Genomic DNA, 20,577 nt, shown 5'->3' with positions numbered 1-20,577 from the left:
AACCGGACGTGATTCCAGTGAACAGGAGAACATTCTCCGGCCCGGCCCGGTGTCACCGTTCGGCGCCCGGTGCCCCGGCCGTGGACGCTTATCGGGGCAGTTCGAAGCGTTCGCGGGCCCAATAGGGAACCAGAGCCAGATACTGCGGCCGGGATTCGATGAAGTGAAGCACCATCGGGCACAGCGGCAGAATTTCGAAACCCTGCTCCGTGGTGCGATCCAGCGCCCCTTGTACCAGGCGGCGTCCGAGCCCCTGTCCCTCGAATCGTGGATAGATCTCGGTGTGAACGAAGGCGCGTTGAGAGGCGGTGTCCTGATATTCGGCCACCCCCGCCAACGAACCGCCGACGTACAGTTCGAAACGGTCGAGCGAAGTGTTGTCGCGAATCTCGGTTGTCAGCTGCGGGCCCTGCGTCATCTGCTGAGCCTAGAGGGAAACGATCAGCGGAGCTGGGGGTTGGCTCGCAGAATTTCGCCGTGTCGCCCCGTGTGTTCGAGTTGTCGCCCGCGCCGAAGCTGATGAGAATGCTGAGAATGCACAGGCTCGGGCGGGCGAGGTCGCGGACAACCGGATCGGCGATGGTGCGTGCCACTGCCGCCGCGGTGCTGGCGACCGCGATCACCGCGACCCTTCCGGCCCCGGCCGCCTCCGCTGCCGGGTTCGAGACCTGTCCGGACGGTGCCGTTGCCGCCGGCTCGCTCGCCCGATGCATGGTCGTATCGGTACCGAGGGATTATGCCGAGGGGCATACCGGCGCCGACAGTCCCCGAATCGACGTGACGGTCAGCAGGATTCGCGCCACCGGCGAACGCCGCGGCACGATCTTCGCGAACCCGGGCGGGCCGGGTGCCGATGCCCTCGACTACTGGGGCGCGACGCTGGAACACCTGCCCCCCGAGCTGCACCGGCACTACGATCTGGTGGCGGTCCAACCCCGCGGCCTGCGCTGGTCGACCCCCTTGAGCTGTGGTGCCCAGATCGCGGCCGATGATCAGGCCCGTGAGTCGGTGCAGCAGGCGTGCGATGCGGCGCAGCCCGGTTATCTGGAGACCATCACCACCGAGAACACCGCGCGCGATATGGATGCCGTGCGGGCCGCGCTGGGGCTGGACCGGATCGACTTCCTGGGGATCTCCTACGGAACCTATCTCGGCGCCGTGTATGCCTCGTTGTTCCCGCAGCGCATCGACAAGCTGGTCCTCGATTCCGCGGTGAATCCGCACTGGGTGTGGACCGAACAGTTCGCCCAGCAGCAGATCGCGGGAAAGCAGCGTCTGGACGATATGTTCGGCTGGATCGCTCAGCACGACGCCGACTATCACCTGGGCGATTCGCAATTGCAGGTCTATCAGACCTGGGTCCGCCTGGTGGCCGCGCAAGGTGGCGGCTGGTACGCCAACCTGACGCCGCCACCCGTCTCCGCCGCCGACCTGCCACGCACCCTGCCGGAGCCGCTGGCGGCCGTCGCCCGCGACGGTATGAACGCCGGTGCCGAAGAACTCTTCCAGGCGCAGAACCTGGTGCGCAGCTTGCTGTCCGGTGGAATGTCGGCGCAGGTGCCGATGGTCGCGGCGACCACGGTCGCGGCCTACACCCGCGGCTTCTGGCCAAGCCTGGCGCGCGCCATGGCCGAGGCGAACACACATCCTGGGGAGGTAGCGCAGTTGCGGGCGATCGCGGAGGCCGCGACCACGGACCCGACCGGGCAGGCCGTATTCGGTGCGGTCACCTGTAACGAGAACGCCGTACCGCCGCGGATGGCGGCGATGGGCCAGGCGGCCGCGATCGTCGCCTCCGGCGGTAATGCCCTGGATGCTCGTGCCGAACTGATCCGCAGCGGGTTGGCCTGTGCTGGTTGGGACCCGGTAACCACTCCGGTGCCGATCGCCGGTGACGGGTTGCGGACGGCGCCGCTGATACTGCAGAGCCGCCACGACGCCGCCACCGCGTATCCGGGCGGGCCGGCCACGGCGCAGGCACTGCACGGGCACCTCGTCACCGTCGACGGTGGTGACCACGGCACCTTCGGTCGTGGCAACGTACCGCTCGACGCCGCGGTGCTGGAATATCTGCGCAGCGGCGCGGTACACATCGACCACGTGGATCAGGCGCCGATGCCGTGAGTACCCGGATGCCGCCCACCCAGTACGGTGATCGATAACCGCAGGTGTATCTCGGCGAAACGAGGTCAGGGTGACGGTGGGTCGTAAGTCTCGGCAGGTGGTGCTGGCGCCGGACAAGTTCAAGGGGTCGCTGACCGCGCCCGAGGTGGCCGCGGCCCTGGCCGCCGGATTCGCCCGGGCGGCTCCCGACGTGCCGGTGCGCCGGTTGCCGGTGGCCGACGGCGGGGACGGTACCGTCGCCGCGTTCGTGGCGGCCGGGTGGGAACCGGTGTGGGTCGATGCGGTCGGGCCGACCGATATGCCCGGCACGGCGACCTACGCCGTCCGGGACGAGACTGCGATCATCGAGCTGGCCGAGGTGGTCGGGTACTCGAAACTACCTGGTGCAGAACCTGATCCGATGTATGCCAGTACCTATGGCCTGGGCCTGGTGATCCGCGACGCGCTGGACCGGGGGTTCCGCACCATCGTGCTGGGTGTCGGCGGCAGCGCCTCCTCCGATGGGGGTGCGGGGATGCTGCAGGCACTGGGACTACGCATACTCGACCGGAACGGAAACGAATTACCCAGGGGTGCAGCACCACTCGTGCAGGCGCGGACGATCGAATACGGTGGTCTGCATCCTGCGGTGGCCGCAACGACGTTCGTACTCGCCGGTGATGTGGACAGTCCGCTGCTCGGCCCGCACGGTGCGGTCGCGGTGTTCGCCCCGCAGAAGGGAGCCGGACCCGAGCAGTGTGTGGAACTCGAAGCAGCGCTGAACAATTGGTCGAACGTTGTCGCCGGCAGCGCGGATAATAGCAGCCGGCAGTCACAGGACTTTGCGCTCGTTCCGGGTGCGGGCGCCGCGGGGGGAACCGGATTCGGGGCGATGGCGATACTCGGAGCACAGTCTCGTTCGGGCATCGAGGTAATCCTCGAGCTCATCGATTTCACCGGCCGGGTGCAGGCAGGAGACCTCGTCGTCACCGGGGAAGGCGCCCTCGACGACCAGACTCTGCGCGGCAAGGCCCCGGCAGGGGTGGCGGCGGCCGCGCGGGTGGCCGGGGCCGAGGTGGTCGCCGTCGCAGGAAGTTGCACCCTGAGCGAGGCGCAGCTCGCCGCGGCCGGCTTCACCCGCTGCTATGCACTCACCGATCTGGAGCCGGACCGCGCTCGGTCGATCGCGGGCGCTGCCGCCCTACTCGAGGAGCTGGGCGCCCGCATCGCGTCCGACTTCCTGCCGTAGACCCTCACCGTGTGCAGAGGAATTCGACGGCAGCCGCATAACCCTGAATCCCCATTCCCGCGATGACTGCCGTGGCGATCGGGGAGATGTAGGAGTGATGCCGGAATTCCTCGCGGGCGTGCACATTCGAGATGTGAACTTCCACGATCGGCACTTCCGGAATCACCAGGGCATCGCGCAGTGCGACCGAGGTGTGGGTGAGCCCACCGGGATTGATAACGATCCCGCCCTCCACACCACGAGCCGCGTGAATTCGATCGATGAGCGCGCCTTCGGAATTCGACTGGAAAGTGGTGAGCTCCCGGTCGAAACGGGACGCGGTGTTCCGGCACAGCTCGACCACGTCGTCGAGCGTGTCGGAGCCGTAGACCTCGGGCTGGCGGGTGCCGAGCATATTCAGATTCGGGCCGTTGAGCACGAGAATCGGTGCCATGTCCGAAGAGCCTACGCGGGCATCCGAAGCACGAGCATCCGACTCACCCCACTCGGCAGCGGGCTCGCTCGGCCCGCCAACCGGTTCGCCCTCTCACTCACAGGCCGCGGGGACCCTCGGCGCGTAGGTCTTCCACGGTGCGCATCGCCGAGCGCAGTTCCTCGAGCCACTCCTCGGCGTGTTTACCGGCCAATTTCACCGTCCAGGCCAGCGCGTCGGCGCGTGAGCGGGCCACGCCGGCGTCGACCAGGGTGTCCAGTACCTTGCGCTCGGGTTGGCGCAAGCGTGTCATCACCGGGACCGACAGGTGGGTGAACAGGGTTCGTTCCCCGTTCGCCGACACGCCCCAGGCGACATGGCGTCCGTAGCGGGCCTGCGCCTCCTGGGCGATCTGCATGCGGGCCGGGCGGGTCGCCTCGCGGAACCGCGCGACCAATCCGTCGACAGTGGCTCGGGACGGGGGTGAGCCGGACTCGCCCGAGGCTCCCTCCGATGCACTGTCGGGTAGCGCCAGTTCTCCGATCACCACGATCTCGTCGCGGTCGATTTCGATGGCCGCCGGGCCACTGAACCAGTCGCTCGGCAATCTTCCGGCGAACCAGTCTGCAGCGTCCGCCGCATCGGGGAGATCGGCCTGTTGCCAGCCTCCGGGACGTCCGAATCCGCGTCCGTGTCTCATGACGATTCCTCACTGACGATGTGTCTGTGTAACTATGATTACAAGATTACGCCGTTATACGGGATGGGGGTTTCGCTGTCAGCGGATCGGGAACGGCGCGCATTTCCGCGGCCAGGTGTCACGAATGTTCGTGATCGGGCACTATTGTGGTCGCTGAGCATGGAGAATGCGGTCGGGGCCAACGTGGCATCGCGGTCCAGTTTTTCGGGTACCGTTGGCCTTGTTGCTGGAGTGACAAGAGTGAAGAGTGGGCGACATGGATGTGTGGGGATCCCGCCGCTTTCGCGTACGGGGCGCAGTGGCACTAGCGGCGATTGCTGCCCTGGCGATAGTGATGGGGTCGTGCGATTTCAATCGGGCACCGAGTGATCCCAAAGCCATCGTCGAGCATTTCACCCAGCTAATGGATGATCGCGATGCTTCGGGCGCCGCGGAACTCACCTCCTACCCCGCGGGTGCGGAGAGCGTTCTGAAGTCGATGTTCGACGGTCTCGACCCCGGTAAGCCGGATTACAAGCTGGTTCAGTTCATCGATCTGGACGGCGACACGGCCATGTTCAACCTCAAGGCGCACTGGAACTTCGGTCCGGGTAAGGACTGGAATTACGACCTGCAAGGCAATCTGCGCAAACTGAGCACCGGTTGGAAGATCTCCTGGGATCCGGCGGTCGTGATGCCGCAACTCGACAACAAGCGCACGGTGAAACTGGTGCGTACCGATGCGAAACCGGCGCCGAAGGTCAACGACAAGGACGGCCGTCCGCTGCTGTCCGAGCAGGTCATCAATGTGATCAAGCTGGACCCGGCCAAGATGCCGGACCCGGTCGCCTCGACCGATGCGCTGGCCGATGCCATCGCGCCGGTGGCACCGGTGATCACGGGCCGATCGCTGCGCGACGACCTGGCGAAATCGGGAGGTAAGCCGGTTACCGCGGTGAGTCTGCGGGAGGGCGATTTCGCCATTCTCGAACCGAAGATGGCGGCTGTGCCCGGTGTGGTCATGGAGAAGCAGCCCAAGCTCATCGTCCAGGACCGCCGGGTGTGGTCACCGTTGACCGACGCGCTGGAAAACGTCTGGCAGGACAACCTCGACGAACACGCCGGCTGGGGAGTGCAGCTGTTCGAGCCCGACGGCACGCTGGTCACGCAGCTGGCCGGGTTCCAGGGCCCGCCCGGGCCGGATATCGCTTCGACCATGGATCAGAAGTTGCAGCGCGCCGCGGAGGACGCGGTCGTGAGTGTGGGTACCGCCGCATCCGTCGTGGCGATCCAGCCCTCGACCGGTGCGATCCTCGCCGCGGCCCAGAACAACTACGCGCAGACCGAGGGCACCCCGGCGTTCACCGCTTCCTATCCGGTGGGAGGTACCGCGGACCTGTTCAAGGCCGTTGCTTCCATTGTGAAGAAGAAAGCGCCGCAGGATGTTTCGGTGAACGACACGGCCGAGGCTGCGGCGATGCTGGGCGTCGGGATCGGGTTCGACGTGCCCGGCCTGGAGGCCACCACCGGCAAGCTGCCGATCAGTGGCCGCGGCGTCGACAAGGTGCGTCAGGGAACCAAGGACCCGATTCTGGCCAGCCCGTACGGAATGGCTCTGGCCGCGGCCGCGATTTCCCGCGGCTCGGTTCCCGCGCCGATGATCGAGATCGGCCGGCCCGGTACCACCGATGCCGATATCGAGCCGCTGCCCAGCGCAGCGGTGGAGAAATTGCGTGCCATGCTGCGTGATGCCACGGCCGCACCGCAGGAGGCGCCGGTGAGCCACTATGCCGGTGTCACCGCGTTCACCGCTTCGGCGGGAGACGACGGCTGGCTGCTTGCCAGTGCCGGTGATCTCGCGTTTGCCGTTCACATCAAGGATATCGATGCCGGGAATGCGACTTCGCGGCTGGCGGCGGTGATGCTGAAATCGCTCGCGACTCCGGACGACGATAAATAGCGCCGGAATTCGCCGCGGAAACGGATCAATTCGCAGATACGTCGCTGACCTGAATGCGTCGGCCGATCAGCATCCACACTGCGCGCCAGCCGAGCAGGAATACTGCGAGCACCGTCGCCGCGACGATGACGAAGCTGCCCGCGGTGCCTTGCCCGCTGACCACCCGCAGCAGCATGCCGCCGATCAAGGTCGACAACCAGACGATCGGGCCGGTCGGCCACAGCGCGCTTCCGTCGAACCGGGCCACCGCGGTGGCCCACCGTCCGCGGCCCGCGACGGCCGGAGCAATCACCCAGCCGATCAACAATCCCACCGCGAACGGCCACACCGTCCGCAGCAGACCCGCCGCCACGGCCTCGTCGTGGCTGCGCCGGCCGATCGCGCAGAACACGATCACCAGCACGACGTCGATCAGCAGCGGCAGCCATTTCTTCACGAGCGCCAGGGTAGTGATGGCGGACCGCGCTCCGGTCGCCGGGACGGGTGCCGCGCGACACTGTTCGCCGATCGCCGCTAGGCGTCGGCTTCCGGGTCGGCCCGGCCGGTCTTGTCGTCGGGTGCCGCGCGACCCTCCGCACCGCGCGGCTCGCCCAGCAAGGCCGAACGCTGCTCGAACTCCTGCTCGAACTGGGCGTCACCGGCGTGCGTATTGCGGAAGCGGAACGCGAAGACGATCCAGCCGACGATCGCGACCAGGATGAAACTCACCATGCGATACACGAACGCGGCGGCCACCGCCTGTGCGGCCGGGAGGGAAGCGGCCACCGTGAGGCTGTAGATGAGAGTCGCGTCCACGTAGACGATGCCGCCGGGTGCGAACGGAATGGTGCCGACGGCCTTGCCGACACTGAAGGCGATGAGCAGCCCGGCCCACCGCGGATCCGCACCGACCGCGTAGCAGGCGGCGCCCAGGCAGGCGACGTCGCCGAGCCGGTGCACGATCGCCCAGAACACCACCCACGCCGTATCGCGGCGGCCCAGATCCACCGATTCCAGCTGGCTCAGTGCCTCGTCCACCCGCGCCATCCCGGCGTCCTCCGGGTGGCGACGTATCCGGTTGAACAGTCGTACCGCGCGCTTGATCAGTGCTTTCAGTGCGCCGGGATTGCCGGAGATGTATCTGCCGGCCCCCACCAGTGCCACCACCGCGACCAGTGTCAGTGCCAGCTTCCACGGGCCCACCCGATTGCCCACCAACAGCGCGCCACCCACACCGAGCAGCAGCATGCCCGCCGTGGCCACCACGCCCGAGATCATCAACTGCCAGGACGCGACCACCGGGCTCGCGCCCCAGCGGCGGGTCTGCCGGTAGGTGAAGGCGGTGGAGAACACCTGTCCGGCCGGCAGCGTCACTGCCATCGCGGTCGAGCCGTAGACGACCGATACGGAGGCGCGCTGGGAGACGTCCACACCGCCCGCATGCAGCAGCTGTTTCTGGATCCGGCCGAATCCGCTCATCGACAGCGCCTGCATTCCGATGCACAGTGCGACCCAACCCCAGTGGATTTCGGTGAGATCGCTCCAGGAATCGTGCAGTCGCGGCCACAGGTAGATACCCTCGGCGATCAGCAATGCCGAAAGGGCGATACCGAGAATCCATTTCAACCAGCGGAATCTGCGCGACGCGGGCCGCGCCGGGTCGCCGGCGGGGTCAGCATGGGCCGTCACGTTGTTCAGCCTAATGTGACCGGCCCCGAAGGTGCGGTCTTCGGCCACGCCAATCTGGTCTTGCGGCGGCGGCCGCGCAATTGCACCTCGTCACCGGTGATCCATTCGCTCTGTTCGTCCTCGTCGGCGAAATACAGGGCACTGCCCGACGCGAGGACCCGGCCGGCATGTTCCTTGGACAGTTCCGTCAGCCGCGAGGCCTCGTTCACCGGATCGCCGATCACGGTGTATTCGAAACGGTTGGCGGCGCCGATATTGCCGGCGACCGCGAGGCCGGCCGACACCCCGATGCCGATATCGAGGCCCGGCACCTCACGCAATGCCTCGCGCAGATCCCGGGCGGCCGCCAGCGCCGCGGTCGGGGCATCGGGCCGGTCCAACGGCGCGCCGAAAATAGCCAGCGCCGCATCGCCGACGAACTTGTTGATCAGGCCGTTGTGCCGGTCCACCACATCCACCACGACCCGGAAGAATTCGTTGAGCAGGCTGACGACCTCGGTCGGCGGGCGCTCGGCGGCGGTGGCGGTGGAGCCGACCATGTCGACGAACAGCACCGCCACGAACCGGGTCTCACCGCCCAGTTCGGTGCCGTACTCCAGGGCGCGACGCGCGACTTCCTCGCCGACGTGCTGACCGAACAGTTCCTGCAGCTCGCGGCGTTGTGCCGCCTCCTCCATCATCCGGTTGAATCCGACCTGCAGCAGACCGATCTCACTGCCGTCGAACACTTCCACCTGGACGTCGTGCGCGCCGCTCTGCACCCGGTCGATCGCCCGGGAGAGCTGACGCACCGGATCGGAGATACTCGAGCCGGTCAGCATCGACAGCGCCAGCGCCTGCATGATCACCACACCGCAGAGCAGCAGAATCGCCACGGCCAGCGACTGCGCCGAGAAATGCACCTGGGAGGTGATCTGGGTGACGCACAGCAGCACGATCGCGATGGTCGGCGCGAAGGTGCCCATACCCCAGGTCATCGCCATTCGGGTGCCGACACCGGCGGTGAGGGTGTGATCGAAGGTTCCGGTGGTCAGTGCGTGCGCGGCGACCGGGCGCAGGATTCGCTCACCCAGCATGTAGGTGAAACCGAACACGATGGTCGCGGCCATACATTCGGTGATGATCACCGCGCCGGCCAGCTCCGGGGTCTCCACGATGATCCGCGCCGCCAGTACCGCACCGCCCACCAGCCACAGCGCCAGATGGACGAAACACTGCCGCAACGGCGCATGCAGCGCCGCCATCTGTTCCTGCCTGCTGGGCGGGCCGCCACGCACCTGCCAGCGCATCACCGGACGCAGCATCAGCGCCGAGGCCGTCACACTCAACAATCCGCCGATCACGAAGACCAGCGCGGGCAGCAGCAGGCCGGTGCGACGAATCCCACTCGGAGTGCCCTCCGGGGCGGGCAGCCCGTACTGAATGAACGCCCACACCAGAATCGCACCGAAGGCATTGGCCGCCAGCATCGATGCCAAATACAGCGGCCAGCGCGTTCGCATGGTCTGTTTGACCGCTTCCAAAGGCGCTGACACGTCCACCAATCTAGCGGTTGCGGGTCCTGTGGATCGCGACGCTCTCGGGGAGTGGGCACGTGAACACGTGCTCGCGGGACCGGCGGCCGATAGGCTCGCGGCGTGAGTGGGGACAGCAGTAGTTCCGGAAATCCGCCCGGTACCGCCTCGGGCGGCGCCGGGTCGCAGGCATCGGGCAGCCGGGCGGTGGCGTCTCGGGCCAGGGAACGCACCGCTGCCGATTCCGTCCATCCACTGGTGCGTCAGGGAGCCGAGTGGTGCTGGCGGCTGTTGATCATTCTGGTCGCAGTACTGGCGGTGGCGTATCTGGCGCACAAGCTGACCACGGTCGTCATACCGGTGGCGATCGCGCTGCTCGGCGCCGCGCTGCTGTCGCCGCTGGTGGATCTGCTGCAGCGGTTGGGAATCCCACGCGGACTCGGGGTGCTGGTCGCGCTGGTCGGTTCGATCGGGTTGCTGGCGGGAGTCCTCACCTTCGTCGTCGAGCAGTTCGTCTCGGGTGTGCCGCAGCTGACCGACGAATTCAAGACCAGTATTCACACCGTGCAGGACTGGCTGATCAATGGTCCCCTGCATTTGAGCGATGAACAGATCCGTAACGGCGGCAATACGATCATCAAAACGATCGAAGCCAATCAGGATTCACTGACCAACGGCGCGCTCACCACCGCCGCCGCGATCGGCGAATTCGTGACCGGTGCCTTCCTCACGATGTTCATCCTGATCTTCTTCCTCTACGGCGGTGAGCAGATCTGGGAATTCGTGACCCGGATCGTACCGACACCACAGCGGGAACGGGTGCGCACCGCAGGGCATCTGGGTTTCGGCAGCCTGGTCGGTTTCGTGCGCGCCACCGTGGTGGTGGCCGCCGTGGACGCCATCGGCATCGGCGCCGGGCTCGCGATTCTCAGTGTGCCGCTCGCGCTTCCGCTGGCTTCGCTGGTATTCCTCGGCGCATTCATCCCGATCATCGGTTCGCTGCTGGCGGGTTTCGTCGCCGTCTTCCTCGCCCTGATGACCAAGGGATTCGTCACCGCCTTGATCGTGCTCGGTGTCACGGTGGCGGTGATGCAGCTGGAAAGCCATGTGCTGCAACCACTGCTGCTGGGACGTGCGGTGCGGATCCATCCGCTGGCGGTGGTGCTGGCGATCACGGCGGGCGTGGTGCTGGCCGGTATCGCCGGCGGTCTGCTGGCGGTGCCGTTCGTCGCGGTGATGAATACCGCGATCCGTTCGCTGCTGTCCGACAGCACCGAAGAGCTGTATCAGGATCTCAACACCGGGGAACCGGGAGAACCGTTTTATCATGCCGAGCCGGACCGCCCCGATCCCGCGCCGGGGCCCGTGACCGGGAGCTGAGATGGCGGCGGTCGCGGCGAGTGCTGCCGAATCCGGTGCTGCCGCGACCGCACCATTGTGGCGGGCTGCACAGGTATTTCGCCTGGTCACCATGCTGTATGCGGTCGGTCAGCAGTTCGTGTCGGTGTCGTCCTACCGGCAGCAGGCATTGAGCTGGGCGTTGATCGCGGTGCTGGCGGTCTGGTCGGTGGTGTCGGCGGTGTGGTTGTCGCGATGGTCGCTCACCGGGCGGGGGCGCCGAGCGGTAGTACTCGGTGACCTGGTGGTGGCCGTCGCGTTGATGGCCGCGACCCGGCTGGTCGCCGACTACTCCTGGTATCACGGGCACCAGACGTTGCCGACCACGCTGTGGGTGGCGAACGCGGTGATGTCCGCGGCGATCGAATGGGGTGCGCTCGGCGGGGTGGCATCGGGTGTGCTCGTCTCGATCGTGAGCATCGTCGTGCGGGAGCAGTGGGAACTGGATCTGTGGTCGGATGCGACTGCGCCGGTGCTCGTTTCGGTGGGCCTGGCGATCGGCCTGGCCGCCGGAACGGCTCGCCGCGCACAGACCAAGCTGGAACAGGCATTGCGATTGACCGCTGCGGCGGCCGAACGGGAACGGCTGGCACGTGAGGTGCACGACGGCGTCCTGCAAGTACTCAGCTATATCACCCGGCGTGGAAGCGAGATAGGCGGGCCCACTGCGGATCTGGCGCGCCGCGCCGGTGAGCAGGAGGTCGCGCTGCGAATGCTGATCTCCGAGCAGGGCAGCAGTGCTGTCGCCGCCTCGCTCGGGTCCAGTGTGGATCTCCGCTCGCTGCTCAACGCATTCACCGCGCCGTCGGTTTCCGTTTCCGCGCCCGGGGAGCCGGTGCGCGTGGGAGGCTGGACGGGCAGTGAGATCGCGGCTGCGGTCGCCGCGGCGCTGTCGAATACCGCGCGTCATGCCGGAACCGGCGCCGAAACGTATGTGCTGCTGGAAGATCTGGGGGACATGGTGGTGGTGAGTGTGCGCGACGACGGCCCGGGTATCGCGCCCGACCGCTTGGCGCGGGCGGCCGCGGAGGGGCGGATGGGGGTGACCCAGTCGATCGTGGGGCGGATCGAGGCACTCGGCGGTACCGCAGAACTACTGGATGCCACCGACGGTACCGAATGGGAATTCCGGGTTCCGAACGAGGGGAAACGGTGATGTCGTCGAAAGATACTGTCGAGCACGAGATTTCGGTCATGGTCGTGGACGATCACCCGATGTGGCGGGACGGGGTCTCCCGTGACCTGCAGGAGGCCGGTTTCGAGGTCGTCGCCACCGCGGACAGCGTGGGCGCGGCCGGACGCCGCGCCGCCGCCGTGTGCCCGGCGGTGGTGCTGATGGATATGCAGCTCCCCGACGGCAACGGTGCGCAGGCCACCGCCGAGGTACTGCGCGTGTCCCCACACAGCCGGGTCTTGGTGCTGTCGGCCTCCGATGAACGCGGCGATGTGCTCGAAGCGATCAAGGCGGGGGCGACCGGCTACCTGGTCAAGAGCGCCTCGGCAGCGGAACTGATCGACGCGGTTCGCGCCACGGCCGCGGGCCAGCCGGTCTTCACTCCTGGACTGGCCGGTGTGGTCCTGGGGGAATTCCGCCGCATCGCGGGTGCCCCCGCCGAGCCGGACACCGAAAAACCCACCCTCACCGAACGGGAAACCGAGGTCTTACGACTGGTGGCGAAGGGCTTGTCCGCCAAACGAATCGCTACCCGGCTCGGTGTCAGCCATCGCACGGTGGAGAACCACGTCCAGGCCACGTTGCGTAAGCTTCAACTCGGCAATCGTGTCGAACTGACGCGCTACGCGATCGAACAGGGGCTGGAATAGATCAGGGATTGCCCTGATGTGTGGGGGCCCGCTCGTCGGTAACCTCGATGACATGGGTGGTGAGACTGTTTCCGCACCCGGTTCGGGATCCGACCGGGCGCCCGGGGGCGCCGTGGGCGACCGGGACCTGCGGGTGTCGGATACCGAACGCGAACATGTCGGTGCACTGCTGCAGCGGGCCGTCGGCCTGGGCATGCTGTCGCTGGGCGAGTTCAGCGAGCGAATGGATACCGCGCTGGCGGCCAAGACCCGCGGTGAACTCAATGCCGTGCTGATCGACCTGCCGGGTATCAAACTCGCTGGTCAGGAGGGTCCGCGGCAGCAGCAGCACAGCCCGATCCCGCCCGACCGAGCCCAGCAGATGGGCGCTCGGTACGCGCAGGGCTGGGGACGGATGGAAGGCTCCGGCGAAGTCGGCAACCTGCGCGGCCGGTTCTCCGGAATCACCCGGAAAGGCGTGTGGCAGGTACCGCCGTCACTGCACGTCAACAGCCTGATGTCGAGTGTGTCGCTCGATTTCACCGAGGCCGTGATGTCGACTCAGGTCGTGGAGATCACGGTCGACGACTTCTGTAGTTCACTCACGCTGATCCTGCCTGCGGAGGCGACGGTCGATCTCAACGGAGTGGAGCTGATCGGATCCAGCACCAACAACAAGGTTCGCGCGGGCGCTCCCATGGGCCCGCTCCACCTCGTGGTGCACGGTCGGTGCCGTTTCGGCTCGATCACCGCCAAGCATCCGTTCGGGGTGCAGTGGAAGAAGCTGATGTCGGGCTTCTGAGCAGGTGCTGCTGCAACGACAACACTTCGGCCCGCCGGCGAAACTGCCGACGGGCCGAAATGCGTTTCCGGTCCTTGTTCCGGTTTCTAGTCCTTGTTCTGGCGGCGCAGTAGTTCGTTGACGCTGACCGTGCGGCCGCTGTTGCGGTTCTTCGGGTCCTCGTCCGCGGTGTCGCCGTCGGGGCGGCGGCGCGACGAACGCAGGTTCGCCATCCACTCTTCGATGTTGTCGCGGTTGTCGACGGGCCCCTCCGCTGGGGTCTGCGCCACGTCTTCGACGCCCTGGGGGGGCGTGACGGCCGTGCTGTCGACGACGGGTTCGTTTGCCTGCGTGGGTTGTTCGGCTGCCGGCGCAGGCCGCGGAACCCGGCGCGGTGGTTCCGCAGCCGGAGGCGGAGCGGACTCCGCACGCATCGCACCACCCTGCGGTGGGGCATCGGGCTGTGGGCCCTGCGGCCGGCCCGGCTCGCCCGCCGCGGGTTCACCGGGGTGATACGGCGGTGCGTCCGGGCGGTACAGCTGGGCGCGAACCGACGGGTGCGGAGGAAGCTTCGGTGGTTGCGGTGGGTTCGAGGGCTGCGGTGGCAGCATCCGCGGTGTGGTGCCCACCGGAGCGGTCGGCGGGGTCGGGTCGGCCGGATCGGGTGCGGGAACCGTACGCGGCGGCATGCCGGGGCGCACCACCTGGGGCGGCCGCACCCGCTCCTGCTCGGGCGGGGTGCCGGCGTTCGGCATGGACACCGTGGGTGGAGCCGACGGCCGTTGCGGCGGTTGCGGATTCGCGATGCTCCTGGCCCCCGAGGGGGCGGAAGGCGCCGAGGGCCCTGCGGCCTCGGGAGCTCCGGGTGCATTACCGAACGCATCGAAGGTTCCTACCGCACCATCGGACGGCGGTGCCGGAGGCCGCGATGCGTCGGACGGCGCGCTGGGCCGGCCTGGTCCCGTCGCTTCGGGACGGCCGCCACCCTGCGGACTCCCGGGGACACCGGATCCGCCCGTGCTTTCCTGCGTTCCGGTGGTGTCGGGACGGCCTTTGCTTTCCGGGCGGCCGACCACTCCGGGGTGCGGCGGGACTTCGTTCGGGCCCGTCCCGGTGTGCGGGCCGGGTGCGCCGATCACACCGCTGCTTCCGGCGCCGCCGAAAGCTTCGGGTGCGTCCCGGGCCGGATCGACGGGGCCGGGCGCGCCGATCACTCCACTCGCCGCACCGGAATCCTCCGGGCGTCGGGTGGCCGGCGGGGGCAGTACGCGGTCGGAGCGTGTGCCCGGGGTTTGCGGTGCGGCGCCCGAGGCGGACGGAGTGGCGGAGGTGCTCGGCGGTGCCGAGGATGCGGATGGGTCCGCACTGCCGCCTCCGGGGGTGGAATCCGAGGGGTTGTCCGGGGTGCTGCCGGGCTGTGCACTGCCCGGATCGGCCTTCGGCGCATCTGAGACGGTGCGCGGTCGACGGAAGGCGAACACCTTTCGCTTCGAGGGCTTGGCCTCCTCGCCGGAATCCGAATCGCTGCTGGTCGCGGCGTCGGAGGTGTTCGCTGCGGGGTCCTGCTCGGCGTCGGGCGACTGGTTCGCCCGACGGACCGCAGCGGCACCCACTGCGGCGGCACCTGCGGCCCCGGCAGCTGCTGCCGCGCCCGCGGCAGTCGGTCCCGCGGCAGGAGCCCCGGCCGTACCTGCTGCGGAAGCATCCGACGCTGCAGTCCCTGTCGCACCTGCGGCAGCCCCGGTCTCCGGGGTGGTCCCACCCGAAGCGCCGGGCGAGACAGCCCGGCCGGGCGCGCCCGCATCCGGATCGATGCGTCGCAGTTCTGTCGTCGGTGCTTCCGGATCGGCCCGCATGAACCGCAGTCGGCGCGGCTTGCGCGCCGACTTGCCGTTGTCGGGCAGTTGTGGCAGCTGCATGGTGACCGGATCGGTCACCGGCGTGGTTTTGACCAGGTCGACGACCTCGCCGTTCCCCGGTCGTTCGTCGTCGAGCGTCGGTTCACTGAGGCCGATGCGCTGCTGGATGCGCTTCATCCAGGCCGGTGCCCACCAGCAGTCGTCACCCAGCAGCTTCATGGTCGCGGGGACCAGCAGCATGCGCAGCACGGTCGCGTCGATGAACAGCGCCGCCATCATGCCGTAGGCGATGTACTGCATCATCACCAGATCGGAGAAGGCGAACGCGCCCACTACGACCAGCAGGATCAGCGCCGCCGCGGTGATGATGCGTCCCGTCTGCGCGGTGCCGGTGCGTACCGCCTCGGTCGTACTGGCGCCCTGGGAGCGCGCTTCCACCATGCGAGACAGCAGGAAGACCTCGTAGTCGGTGGACAGGCCGTAGATGATCGCCATGATCAGCACCAGCACCGGCGACATGATCGGTTGCGGGGTGAAATTCAGGAGTCCCGCACCATGACCGTCGATGAAAATCCAGGTCAGGATGCCCAGAGTGGAGCCGAGACCGAGGGCGCTCATCAGCGCCGCCTTGATCGGCAGCACCAATGACCCGAAGGTCAAGAACATCAGCAGGGTGGTGACCAGCACGACCAGGAAGATCATCAGCGGCATGCGATCCATCAGTGAATCGATGCTGTCCTGCATGAGCACCGGCTGCCCGCCGACCAGCAGTTCCACATCGTCGGGAACCGGGATCGAGCGCAGATAGCCGAGGGTGTCCTCGATATCGGCGTCGGGCGTCAGCGTGGTCTCGGAGACCCAGACGTTGGCGTTGTTGGGGGGAATGCCCGGCGACCCGAATTCCTTCTCCAGGCCCGGTGCCTTGCTGGCCTCGTCGAGCAGCCCGTTGATCGCGCTGGTGTGGTTGGTGATGATGACCAACTGCACCGGGTCGGTCTGGCGCAGCGGGAAGATCTCGTCGAAGGTCTCCTGTGCCACACGCGTCGGGTTGTCCGGCGGCAGATAGGTTTCGCTGATACCGCCGAACTGCAGGTTCTTCACCGGAATGATCAGCAGCAACAACACGATGCACAGCGGCACCGCCACCTTCAGCGGATGCTTCATCACCCACTGCGTGGTGCGGCCCCAGAAGCCGTTTTCGACCTCTTCGGCCGTTTTGGTCTTGCGGAACCGCTTGAAGCCGAGCGCGTCCACTCGGGGCCCGAGAATCGCCAGCATGGCGGGCAGGACGGTCAGCGAGGCCAGCGCCGCCAGCAAGACGGTCGCGATGGTGCCGTAGGCGACCGATTTCAGGAAGCCCTGCGGGAAGATCAGCATGCCGGCACTTGCCGCGATGATCATGGTCGCCGAGAAGACCACCGTGCGACCGGCCGTCTGCACCGCGCGGCGCACCGCTTGGCGCGTCGTATACCCCTCGGCCAATTCCTCGCGGAATCTACTGACTATGAACAGGCCGTAGTCGATGGCCAGGCCGAGGCCGATCATCGACACCACGGCGCCGACGAACGAGTTCACCTCGGTGAAGTGTGTGACGCCCATGACGATGCCGTTGGCGCCGAGCACGGTCAGACCGCCGACGATGAGCGGCAGTGCCGCGGCCACCACGCCGCCGAAGATGAAGAACAGCAGGATCCCGACCGCCGGGATGGCCAGCATCTCCATCCGCTTCTGGTCGGAGGCGATGGTGTCGTTGAGCGTGCCCGAGACCGGCTGCATGCCGGCCACCTGCACCTCTACCCCCGGTATGGAGAAGACGTCCTTCACCTTGCGGAAGTTGTTCACCATCTCGGTGTCGTTGTCACCCTTGATGGCGATCGTCGCGAAGGCGTGCTTCTTGTCTTTACTACCGGTGGTCGACGCACTCCAGTCGCCGGTCTCCGTCGGCCAGTAGGCGAGGTTGATGCGAGTGATCTGGTCCGGATACTTCTTGGGCAGACTGTTGAGACTCTCGGTGATCTTGCGGCCGAATTCCGGATCGTCGATGGTCTTGCCCTCGGGGGCCGTGTAGAGCGCGATCACATCGGACATGTGGTCGCGGCCGTAGACCTGATCCTTGATGACGGCGGCTTCCGAGGACTCGGCTCCCGGATCGAACCAGCCGCTGGAGCTCAGGTGGTTTTCCAGGCCGAATCCATAGGCCCCGAGGCCGAGTAGTGCGGCAACTGCTACACCCAGCACGGTGTAGCGAAGTTTGTAGACCAGCTCGCCCCAGCGGGTGAACACTAAGCGACTCCTTGAGCGGGGCGGGAGGTGAGCAGCGCGGACAGCGGCCGGAAGGGCTGCAGCCAGGCTCCCTCGTCGGGCAGCGAGTCGAGGCTGACCCGGGGCAGCGGTTCACGGAACACACCCGGGATGTCCTCGAGGTCGACGAAATCGAGGATATCGGACGTAACGGCCCAACTCGCATGCTCGCGGAATCCGAGCACCTGAACCGGTACTCCGGCCGCGGCGATTTCCTCGAGTGGCTCGCGGAAGGCCTGTCCGTCCGCGGAGGCGACCATGAGGCCGGCCAGACCGCCGCCACCGCGGCGTTGCCCGATATGTGCCAGCATGTCGTCGTCGACGTCGGAATCTTCGTCGATCTTCGGCTTCGCGAAAACCGCGTAGCCGACGTTGCGCAGCGCCTCCACCCACGGTCGCACCACATCGGCGGTGCCGGGTGCGATATTGGTGAAGACGGTGGCTTCGGGTTCGATGCGCTGATTACTACCGGCGGACAGTTCCGCGCTACGGGCCAGCAGCCAGCGGCCGAGCGCATCGAAGCGGGGCCGGTAGGCCGCGGTGGGACGCCCGCCGAGGATGGCGCCCAGGCCCATGTCGAGATTCGGGGCATCCCACACCAGCAGGACCCGCCGCACGCCGGTGGCCTCGCCGATCGCGGTTCCGGCAACCTCGTCGACCGCCTGGGTTATCTCCCTGGGACTCATATCTCGATCTTCCCCCAAATGAATTCGGTGATCGCGCTCCCGGCCCGATGTGCCTTGCTCTCGAATTTGGTCACCGGACGTTCGAGACCGATCACCGTCTCGGTCGCGGGGTGTGCCCGATCACCGCCGGTCGCCTCGTTGAGGCCCACCAGCTGCGGTTCTCCCGCGCCGACCTCGGCGATGTGCTCCGCGTAGCCGGCGTGGTCGGTGGCCACGTGCAGAATGCCGCCGGGACGCAGGCGACTGGCGATCAGGGTCATCGTGGCCGGTTGCAGCAGCCGGCGTTTGTGATGGCGCGCCTTCGGCCACGGATCCGGGAAGAAGACCCGAACGCCGTCGAGTGAATTCTCGGCAATCATATGTTCGAGGACGTCCACGGCATCACCGCGCAGCAGTCGGATATTGGCGATCCGCTCCCGCTCGATCCGCTGCACGAGCTGGGCCAGGCCCGGCTTGTAGACCTCGATGCCGATCAGGTCGAAATCGGGTTCGGCCTGGGCCATCGCGGCGGTCGCGGTGCCGGTGCCGCAGCCGATCTCGACGATCAGCGGTGCGGTACGCCCGAACCAGGCGGCGGCATCGAGCGGTTCGTCGCCCACCTCACGCCCGATCTGCGGCCACATCCGCTCCCAGGATTGCTGCTGAGTCGCGGTCAACGCGCCGCGGCGGGACCGGAAGCTGGTTACCCGGGGGTAGAGACGAGAAGGTTCACGCTCGGGTGCCTCGATGTGCGATCCGGGGGAGCCTGCGTCGTTACGCGGGCTGCCGCCTCCGGCCCCGTCGCTTCCGGCGGTGTGATTCACGCGCTCCATTGTCCAGTATCCGATGATCAGGACCGGCATCGAGGGCGCCTACCGCCGAAATCCCGGTCGGCGCAATGCCGATCGTGCCGGTCGCGGCGGCCCCAGCGGCTCGAATTGCACGGTCGATGCCCACAAGCGGGTCCGCTTCTGACAGAATTTTGCGCCGGAAGGGGGTATCACCTGTGCCGAGAGCTACCGCAACCAGCACCGCACCGGGGTTCGTGCACGAGCCCGGCGGGCCGGTGCCGAGTCTCGAACAACTCGTCTCCACGGTGCGAGTGGCGGCCGACCCGCACATCGCCGATCAGATCTCCGCCGCCGTCGCCGCGTTTCGCCGGCCGCTGCGAATCCAGGTCACGGGCCGGGCGGGCGCCGGTAAGACAACCTTGCTGCGGGCGCTCGCCCTGATGGCGGCCGAGGAGACCGAGGCGATCGACCAACCCGGTGTGCCGGACCCGATCCTGGATGCCGATCTCGTCGTCTATGTCCTGGCCGGCGCCCTGCAGGCAGCCGACCGTCGGGTACTGGAAACCCTGAACCCCGAGACCACCATGGTCGTACTCAACAAAGCCGATGCGGTGGGGTCGCGCTGGAGCGATGCGGTGGCAGCCGCCGATCAGGCCTCCCACGGGCTCGGGATGCAGGTGTCGCCGATGGCGGCCGAACTGGCGATGCACACCCGCGCCGGCACTCCGGGCGACGACGATCTGCGCACGCTGCGCCGGCACGCCGGCAGCGGTCCTGAACTCACTCTGTCCGCCGAACTGTTCGTCGATCGATCGGCCGGGCCGGACGTCGCCGAGCGGGAGGCCGTCTTGCAGCGCTGGGGGCTGCACGGGGCGAGTTGCGCCGTGGCCGCGCTGCACGGCGAACCCGGGATGAGTGCGCAGCAACTGCTGCAGGTGCTGCATGCCGCGAGTGGGATCGATCCGGTGCACACCGGACTGCACCGGCGCTACGAACAACTCGTGGCACTGCGTGGCGGGATGCTCGTCGACGAGCTGTCCCGCATCGCCGCGCGGGCGGTTCCGCAGGGTGCCACCGCCGCCCGCGCCCGCGATCTGATCGAGGACTACCTCGCCGGGGACGAAGCACTGTGGATCGCGTTGCTGGCGGGCCTGGCCCAGCCCCAGGTGCGCCATCTGGCGGCCGGATATCCCGACCCCAGGCCGTCGGACGCCGACGATGCGCTGATCCGAGCCCAGCGCTGGCGAGCCGTAGCCGCCGGCGATATGCCGGCTGCTGCGCGCCGCGCCGCGATCCGGCTGCACAACGGATATATGCGGCTGTGGGAGCGGCTGAGCAGTGCCGGACTGTGAGAGCGGGCGGCCCGAGCAGACGGCTGCAGGACCCGGGCAGCT

General features: G+C 67.5%; 17 protein-coding genes. 8 read left to right on the top strand and 9 right to left on the bottom strand.

Annotated elements, in window-relative coordinates; translation table 11 throughout:
* Positions 1–88: 88 nt before the first annotated feature.
* A complete protein-coding gene (locus NV2_RS21560) occupies positions 89–418 on the bottom strand; it encodes a GNAT family N-acetyltransferase (protein ID WP_245662722.1) in 330 nt (109 codons plus the stop codon).
* Between the two features lie 161 nt (positions 419–579).
* On the opposite strand from NV2_RS21560, the gene NV2_RS21555 reads away from it, so the two are divergent.
* Both NV2_RS21555 and NV2_RS21550 read left to right on the top strand, forming a co-directional pair.
* Positions 580–2,124: an alpha/beta fold hydrolase gene (locus NV2_RS21555; protein ID WP_245662721.1), complete on the top strand. Its 1,545-nt coding sequence runs from the start codon at positions 580–582 to the stop codon at positions 2,122–2,124.
* A 70-nt stretch (positions 2,125–2,194) separates the two neighbouring features.
* Positions 2,195–3,352 (top strand): glycerate kinase, encoded by a 1,158-nt coding sequence (locus NV2_RS21550; RefSeq protein ID WP_245662720.1) that lies wholly within the window; start codon positions 2,195–2,197, stop codon positions 3,350–3,352.
* Positions 3,353–3,356: 4 nt separating this feature from the next.
* On the opposite strand, the gene aroQ is transcribed toward NV2_RS21550, so the two are convergent.
* The gene (gene aroQ, locus NV2_RS21545) at positions 3,357–3,785 is read right to left on the bottom strand and encodes a type II 3-dehydroquinate dehydratase (protein ID WP_067877375.1); all 429 of its coding nucleotides are present in this window, start codon (positions 3,783–3,785) and stop codon (positions 3,357–3,359) included.
* Positions 3,786–3,882: 97 nt separating this feature from the next.
* Positions 3,883–4,464, bottom strand: a complete 582-nt coding sequence (abmR, locus tag NV2_RS21540; RefSeq protein WP_067877372.1) for an ATP-binding transcription factor AbmR — start codon at positions 4,462–4,464, stop codon at positions 3,883–3,885.
* Positions 4,465–4,762: 298 nt separating this feature from the next.
* On the opposite strand from abmR, the gene NV2_RS21535 reads away from it, so the two are divergent.
* On the top strand, positions 4,763–6,403 hold the full coding sequence (locus NV2_RS21535) for an NTF2-like N-terminal transpeptidase domain-containing protein (RefSeq protein WP_245662719.1): 1,641 nt from the start codon (positions 4,763–4,765) through the stop codon (positions 6,401–6,403).
* 25 nt (positions 6,404–6,428) lie between these two features.
* Here NV2_RS21535 and NV2_RS21530 read toward each other — a convergent pair whose 3' ends face one another.
* The 3 genes from NV2_RS21530 to NV2_RS21520 form a co-directional block, all read right to left on the bottom strand.
* Complete coding sequence (locus tag NV2_RS21530) at positions 6,429–6,839, bottom strand: DUF3054 domain-containing protein (RefSeq protein WP_067877369.1); 411 nt, start codon at positions 6,837–6,839, stop codon at positions 6,429–6,431.
* A gap of 77 nt (positions 6,840–6,916) precedes the next feature.
* Positions 6,917–8,071 (bottom strand): lysylphosphatidylglycerol synthase transmembrane domain-containing protein, encoded by a 1,155-nt coding sequence (locus NV2_RS21525; protein WP_084475219.1) that lies wholly within the window; start codon positions 8,069–8,071, stop codon positions 6,917–6,919.
* Positions 8,072–8,076: 5 nt separating this feature from the next.
* Positions 8,077–9,573, bottom strand: coding sequence for an adenylate/guanylate cyclase domain-containing protein (locus NV2_RS21520; RefSeq protein ID WP_174550618.1), 1,497 nt, complete (start codon positions 9,571–9,573; stop codon positions 8,077–8,079).
* Between the two features lie 219 nt (positions 9,574–9,792).
* Here NV2_RS21520 and NV2_RS21515 point away from each other — a divergent pair, with 219 nt between their 5' ends.
* The 4 genes from NV2_RS21515 to NV2_RS21500 are packed head-to-tail and all read left to right on the top strand — an operon-like array spanning position 9,793 to position 13,588.
* Entirely contained in the window at positions 9,793–10,965 is a 1,173-nt protein-coding gene (locus NV2_RS21515; protein ID WP_067877367.1) for an AI-2E family transporter, read from the top strand.
* A gap of 1 nt (position 10,966) precedes the next feature.
* Positions 10,967–12,139 (top strand): MacS family sensor histidine kinase, encoded by a 1,173-nt coding sequence (macS, locus tag NV2_RS21510; RefSeq protein WP_067877364.1) that lies wholly within the window; start codon positions 10,967–10,969, stop codon positions 12,137–12,139.
* On the top strand, positions 12,139–12,807 hold the full coding sequence (locus NV2_RS21505; RefSeq protein ID WP_067877361.1) for a response regulator: 669 nt from the start codon (positions 12,139–12,141) through the stop codon (positions 12,805–12,807). Before macS ends, NV2_RS21505 begins: the two co-directional genes overlap by 1 nt.
* 52 nt (positions 12,808–12,859) lie before the next feature.
* Positions 12,860–13,588: a DUF1707 SHOCT-like domain-containing protein gene (locus NV2_RS21500; RefSeq protein ID WP_084475235.1), complete on the top strand. Its 729-nt coding sequence runs from the start codon at positions 12,860–12,862 to the stop codon at positions 13,586–13,588.
* Positions 13,589–13,674: 86 nt separating this feature from the next.
* Here the strand turns inward: NV2_RS21500 and NV2_RS21495 are convergent, their stop codons facing one another.
* The 3 genes from NV2_RS21495 to trmB are packed head-to-tail and all read right to left on the bottom strand — an operon-like array spanning position 13,675 to position 19,225.
* The gene (locus tag NV2_RS21495) at positions 13,675–17,709 is read right to left on the bottom strand and encodes an MMPL family transporter (RefSeq protein WP_157103011.1); all 4,035 of its coding nucleotides are present in this window, start codon (positions 17,707–17,709) and stop codon (positions 13,675–13,677) included.
* The gene (locus tag NV2_RS21490; RefSeq protein ID WP_157103010.1) at positions 17,709–18,413 is read right to left on the bottom strand and encodes an NYN domain-containing protein; all 705 of its coding nucleotides are present in this window, start codon (positions 18,411–18,413) and stop codon (positions 17,709–17,711) included. Before NV2_RS21490 ends, NV2_RS21495 begins: the two co-directional genes overlap by 1 nt.
* Positions 18,410–19,225 (bottom strand): tRNA (guanosine(46)-N7)-methyltransferase TrmB, encoded by an 816-nt coding sequence (gene trmB / locus NV2_RS21485; protein WP_067877503.1) that lies wholly within the window; start codon positions 19,223–19,225, stop codon positions 18,410–18,412. Before trmB ends, NV2_RS21490 begins: the two co-directional genes overlap by 4 nt.
* 173 nt (positions 19,226–19,398) lie before the next feature.
* Here trmB and NV2_RS21480 point away from each other — a divergent pair, with 173 nt between their 5' ends.
* On the top strand, positions 19,399–20,535 hold the full coding sequence (locus NV2_RS21480; protein WP_210749715.1) for a hypothetical protein: 1,137 nt from the start codon (positions 19,399–19,401) through the stop codon (positions 20,533–20,535).
* The last annotated feature ends 42 nt before the right edge of the window (positions 20,536–20,577 follow it).

The sequence above is a fragment of the Nocardia vermiculata NBRC 100427 genome, assembly GCF_001613265.1.
GTDB lineage: Bacteria > Actinomycetota > Actinomycetes > Mycobacteriales > Mycobacteriaceae > Nocardia > Nocardia vermiculata.
This window is presented reverse-complemented; position numbering and strand designations above follow the sequence as displayed.

Coding starts and splice junctions, on each gene's coding strand:
- trmB (WP_067877503.1), bottom strand. CDS start 19,225: ATGGAGCGCGTGAATCACACCGCCGGAAGCGACGGGGCCGGAGGCGGC.
- NV2_RS21520 (WP_174550618.1), bottom strand. CDS start 9,573: ATGCGAACGCGCTGGCCGCTGTATTTGGCATCGATGCTGGCGGCCAAT.
- NV2_RS21490 (WP_157103010.1), bottom strand. CDS start 18,413: ATGAGTCCCAGGGAGATAACCCAGGCGGTCGACGAGGTTGCCGGAACC.
- macS (WP_067877364.1), top strand. CDS start 10,967: ATGGCGGCGGTCGCGGCGAGTGCTGCCGAATCCGGTGCTGCCGCGACC.
- NV2_RS21555 (WP_245662721.1), top strand. CDS start 580: ATGGTGCGTGCCACTGCCGCCGCGGTGCTGGCGACCGCGATCACCGCG.
- NV2_RS21560 (WP_245662722.1), bottom strand. CDS start 418: ATGACGCAGGGCCCGCAGCTGACAACCGAGATTCGCGACAACACTTCG.
- NV2_RS21500 (WP_084475235.1), top strand. CDS start 12,860: ATGGGTGGTGAGACTGTTTCCGCACCCGGTTCGGGATCCGACCGGGCG.
- aroQ (WP_067877375.1), bottom strand. CDS start 3,785: ATGGCACCGATTCTCGTGCTCAACGGCCCGAATCTGAATATGCTCGGC.
- abmR (WP_067877372.1), bottom strand. CDS start 4,464: ATGAGACACGGACGCGGATTCGGACGTCCCGGAGGCTGGCAACAGGCC.
- NV2_RS21505 (WP_067877361.1), top strand. CDS start 12,139: ATGTCGTCGAAAGATACTGTCGAGCACGAGATTTCGGTCATGGTCGTG.